Source organism: Streptomyces sp. NPDC058964 (assembly GCF_042741275.1).
Lineage (GTDB): Bacteria > Actinomycetota > Actinomycetes > Streptomycetales > Streptomycetaceae > Streptomyces.
The window spans coordinates 1-4,724 of the sequence record NZ_JBHYKH010000623.1; the positions used below are offsets into that span (position 1 = coordinate 1).

5 protein-coding genes are annotated in these 4,724 nt (G+C 71.3%); 3 read left to right on the plus strand and 2 right to left on the minus strand.

Features of this window, described 5'->3' with window-relative positions; translation table 11 throughout:
- The first annotated feature begins 4 nt into the window (after window positions 1–4).
- Together ACFW2E_RS41680 and ACFW2E_RS41685 are read left to right on the plus strand one after the other, a co-directional pair.
- Window positions 5–727, plus strand: coding sequence for an alpha/beta fold hydrolase (locus tag ACFW2E_RS41680; protein WP_384475833.1), 723 nt, complete (start codon window positions 5–7; stop codon window positions 725–727).
- 264 nt (window positions 728–991) lie between these two features.
- A complete protein-coding gene (locus ACFW2E_RS41685; RefSeq protein ID WP_384475821.1) occupies window positions 992–2,206 on the plus strand; it encodes a serine/threonine-protein kinase in 1,215 nt (404 codons plus the stop codon).
- Between the two features lie 69 nt (window positions 2,207–2,275).
- On the opposite strand, the gene ACFW2E_RS41690 is transcribed toward ACFW2E_RS41685, so the two are convergent.
- On the minus strand, window positions 2,276–2,938 hold the full coding sequence (locus ACFW2E_RS41690) for a class I SAM-dependent methyltransferase (RefSeq protein ID WP_384475824.1): 663 nt from the start codon (window positions 2,936–2,938) through the stop codon (window positions 2,276–2,278).
- A gap of 90 nt (window positions 2,939–3,028) precedes the next feature.
- Here ACFW2E_RS41690 and ACFW2E_RS41695 point away from each other — a divergent pair, with 90 nt between their 5' ends.
- A complete protein-coding gene (locus tag ACFW2E_RS41695) occupies window positions 3,029–3,667 on the plus strand; it encodes a TetR/AcrR family transcriptional regulator (RefSeq protein ID WP_384475827.1) in 639 nt (212 codons plus the stop codon).
- 25 nt (window positions 3,668–3,692) lie between these two features.
- On the opposite strand, the gene ACFW2E_RS41700 is transcribed toward ACFW2E_RS41695, so the two are convergent.
- The coding region (locus tag ACFW2E_RS41700) for a DUF418 domain-containing protein (RefSeq protein WP_384475830.1) at window positions 3,693–4,724 on the minus strand (1,032 nt) is incomplete at its 5' end.

The window sequence follows — 4,724 nt, forward strand, 5'->3', positions numbered from 1 at the left end:
GTCCCTGCTCCTGCACGGAGGCGGCGGTCCGCAGACCGTCACCCCGTTCGCCGGGCTCCTCGCCGGGCAGCGGCCGGCCCGGGTGTTCACTCCGGTCCATCCGGGCTTCGACGGCACCCTTCGTCCCGACTGGCTCACCGGGGTCACGACACTGGCCCGGGTCTACGCCCGCCTGCTCGACGCACTCGAGCTGCGGGACGTCGCCGTCGTCGGCAACTCCATCGGAGGCTGGATCGCGGCCGAACTCGCGGCACTGGGCGGCGACCGGATCAGCAGCGTCACCCTCGTCAACGCGGTCGGTATCCAGGTTCCGGGACACCCGATAGCCGACACCTTCAGCCTGACGCCCCTGGAACTGGCCCGGCTCTCCTTCCACGACCCTTCGAAGTTCCGCTTCGACCCCAGCGCACTGTCCGAGGAGCAGCGCACCGTCGTGGCCGCGAACCGTGCCACGCTGCAGGTCTATTCGGGCCCGGACGCCATGGCCGATCCCACCCTGCCCGGGCGTCTTGCGAATATCGCCCGTCCCGCCCTCGTCGCGTGGGGCGCGAGCGACCGGGTCGTCGACGCCGAGTACGGCCGCGCCTACGCCCAGGCCATCCCCGACGCGGAATTCCGGCTGCTGCACGGCACGGGCCACATGCCGCAGACCGAGACACCCGAACAACTCCTGCCCGTGCTCTGGGACTTCGCCGACGCGCACGCCGCGGATCGGCCGCGGACCTGACCGGGGCGGAGGCGGCGACGACCACCCGAATCGACCACGTGGTCCTCGGGTGATCCGATGTCCTCGGGCTCCGTCGCGCCTCCCCGGATGACGCCCGGCGCAGGCGCGGCCCGGCCCGGCCCGTGAGTGAGCGGCGTTCGTCTGCCGCTTCTGAGCCCGGGTAGGCTTGGACAGCTGCGGCACCCCCACCATCACCCGCTTCCACGTGGTGAGTTGTGGCCTGCGGCTGACGTGTAGGTCTTGTGGCATGAGGAAGAAACACAGGTGCTGATAGCAGGCCGGTACCAGCTGCGTGATCCGATCGGGCGAGGCGCGATGGGTGAGGTGTGGCGCGCGTTCGACGAGGTGGCCGGCAGACCCGTGGCCGTCAAACTCCTCCTTCCTCAGAGCGGGGACTCCACGGCGACCTCCCGCTTCCGCCTCGAGGCGCAGACGGCTGGTCGGCTCAACCATCCGCACGTGGTGGGCGTCCTGGACTTCGGCGAGTACGAGGGCGGCCTGTTCCTGGTCATGGAACTGGTCGAGGGCGACAGCCTCGCCCGGGTACTCGCCAGTGCCGGACAGCTGGATGCCGAACGTGTGGCCCGAATCGCGGCGCAGGCGGCGTCCGGGCTCGCCGCGGCTCATCTCCACGGGATCGTCCACCGGGACATCAAGCCGGCCAATCTGCTGCTGGACGCCCATGGTTCGGTCAAGATCGGTGACTTCGGCATCGCGCGGTTCGTCGACGATCCCGGCGCAGCCCTCACGGCAACGGGCCAGATCGTGGGCACCAGTCTGTACCTGGCACCCGAACGCGCCCTCGGTCAAGCGGCGGGCCCAGCGTCCGACTTGTACTCGCTGGGATGTGTGCTGTACCAGCTCCTCACCGGGCGCACACCCTTCGCTGCGAAGACCGCGGTCGGCGTGCTCCATCAGCATCTCGACGCCATCCCCGTGCCGCCCCGCGATCTCGGCGTCGTACTTCCGCCCGCGTTCGAGAGCTACCTCCTGGGTCTGCTCGCCAAGAAGCCCGAGGACCGGCCCACCGCGCAGCAGGCGGCCGAGTGGTTCGCCACGGGTTCCTGGCGAGGACGTCCCGAGCCGCTGCCCGACGCCATGCCGGTCCCTCCGGTCCTTCCCCTCCCGGGCAGATCCGACGTCGCCGAGATGGGCCGTGTGACCACGTACCGGCTGGCGACCGGCACTGGTACCCGCGCACGGCGCGGTCGTCGTGCGGACCGGCCGGACGTCCGTGCGCTCGACTCGCATCGGAGGAGACTGGCGGCCGTGCTCGCCGGGCTGGTGGTCTTCGTGGCCGCGGTGCTGGTCGGCATGGCCTGGTTCTCGCCCGACAACAGCGCGCCGGAGGCTCCCAGCTCCGGTTCCACGACCGGCGCCGCGTCCGTCTCGCCCGCGGCACCGAGACCGGCCGAGTCCTCGGCCGCGCGACACCCGGAGCACGGCGACGAGGACCACAAGGGGAAGGACAAGCACTGACGCGCCGTCCGGCCCGTGGCGCGACCTTGCCGACATGCCCTTCGCCGGGAGGCGGGGCGCACTCCGTCATCACTGTGTGCGCCTCGCCCGTACGCAGTAGAGCCAGGGGCGCACGTCGCCGTGCCCGCTCACCTCGAAGCCGGCGTCCGTGACGAGTCCGTCCAGCAGGTCGACCCTGTTGTGCGCCATCGCGTGCCCCGCGCCGCCGTGCACCAGGTGTCGGCCGAGGCGGCTCTTCGGCGGCCGGAACTCGACGACCAGGAGCCGCCCGCCGGGCCGTAGGACGCGGTGCATCTCGCGCAGTGCCGCGGGCCGGAGCTCCTCGGGGAGGTGGTGCAGCATCAGGCTGGTGACGACGGCGTCGAAGGCGCCGTCCGGCAGGTCGAGGGACTCGGCGACGCCCTCGCGGTAGGTGCAGGGAGCGCTGCCGGGGCGCTGCTTCTTGTTCCGGGCGTAGGCGAGAACCGGTGGCGAGGGGTCGACGCCGGTCACCGCGCCGTCCGGACCGACACGGGCGGCCATGCGGCGGGTCAGGTAACCCGTGCCGCAGCCGACGTCGAGGACGCGGTCACCGGGCTCGGCTCCGCTGGCTGCGGCGAGGCGGGAGAAGGCGCGGTTGCGGCGGCCCGCGAAACAGACGGCGGCGAAGAGCTCGTAGGCGTGCGGGGCTCCGATGGTCACGCCCGGGGTGTCCGTGTGTGGCTCGCCCTGCATGAGATGTCCGAGGGGCATGGCTCTCCTCCATAACTTAGTCACGACTAAGTATGGCATCAACTTAGTCGCGACTAAGGAAACTGGCAAGGGCGGCATACGATGGCGGGTGTGACCGAGTCCCGCTCCCGCACGCGTACCCGCCTGCCCGCGGCCGAGCGCCGCGCGTCGATCCTCGCCGCCGCCACCGAGGTGTTCTCCGAGGCCGGCTACCAGCGCGGCAAGGTCTCCGACATCGCCAAGCGGGTCGGTGTCACCGAGCCGGTCGTCTTCCAGAACTTCGGCTCCAAGTCCGCTCTGTACCGGGCGGCCCTCGACCATGTGACCACCTCGGTCGCCGCGCACCTGAACGGTTCGGCCGACGACGGCCGCCCCGTCCCCGAGGTGCTTGCGGCCTTTCTCGACCCGGCCCACATGGACCGTTTCCATCAGCCCGGCGCGCACGGCTTCCTCTTCGCCGACGCGGGCACCCTGGCCCGTGATCCGGAGCTCGGAGCCGCGCTGCGCCAGGTCCACGAGCGGTTCGTCGAGGTGCTGGCCGGTCTCCTGCGGCGCGGACAGTCCGCCGGAGATCTCCGGGACGACATCGATCCGCACACCGCGGCGTGGTGGCTGGTCTCGTTCCTGTCGGGCCGTTCCTTCCGCGCGGCCGTCGTTCCCGACCGTGACAGGGTGGAGGCCGAGCTGACGCGGCTGGCGCTGCGGTCCTTGCTTCCGTCCCGCAACGGCGAGGAGCCGGTCGGCTCCTGACCGGCCCCGGGTCGTCGTCGCTGTCCTATCTGACGTGCCGCGCGAACAGCGTGGCGGTGTGCACCAGATGTTCGAGGGGACCGCGTCGGAACAGGCGGGTCCATGCGGTTGCCAGCAGCGCGGCGGCCGCGATGAAGCCGAGCAGTGGCGGCAGCGCGGTCATGGTGTCGGACTGGATCGAGGCGACGTACCAGACGTCCGTGAAGAACCAGAGGGCGACGATGTGCAGCACGTACACGGTCAGCGCCGTCATGCCGACTGCGGCGACGGGTCTGGCCAGGCGCGTGAGCCGCGGCAACCGGTCGGCGACGGTCAGGCACACCGCCACCACGACGACGGCGACGCCCGTGTTGCCGAGGACGGAGAGGGTCGTCTCGCTGTGCGGGGCGGCCACCAGCAGCCAGGCCGGCGGAGTGTGGTCCTCGGGCGAGCCCACGGTGTCGGACCACCAGGCCGACGCCGTCGGATCGTGCGTGGCCGCCGCGACGGCCGTGAGAGCGTGCGGGACCAGGCGCAGGGCCAGCCAGGAGCCTCCGTAGCCGATGACGGCGAGTGCCGTGCCGGTGAGGGCGAGCCGGGCGCGGATGCCGGGCCTGGTCAGATCGAGTCTGGCCAGTGCCATCCCAGCGATCACGAAGGGGATCCAGGTGAGGACCGGGTACGCTCCCGTGAACATCAGCTCGACGATTCCGTCGCTGTCGGTGAGACGGGCCAGCGGATCCCGGGCGATGACGGTGTCCGCCCAGTTCCCCTTGTCGATCGACTCCCGGATCACGTAGAGGACCTGAGGCAGGATCAGTGCCGTCGCGACGCCGATGAGAGCCAGCGTTCCGGCCCGCAGCCGGTGCAGCGGGAGCACGGCGAGAAAGAGCAGCCCGTAGAAGCTGAGGATCACATCGACGCCGGTGTCCAGGGCGGTCAGGGCGTAACCGAGCACCAGGAGGACCGCGGCGCGGATCACGACCCGGACCACGGCCTGCCGGCCGGGGCGCCCGGTGCGGGGACGCGGCCGTCCGGGGATGATGATCACAGAGAAACCCGCGAGCAGCGCGAAACG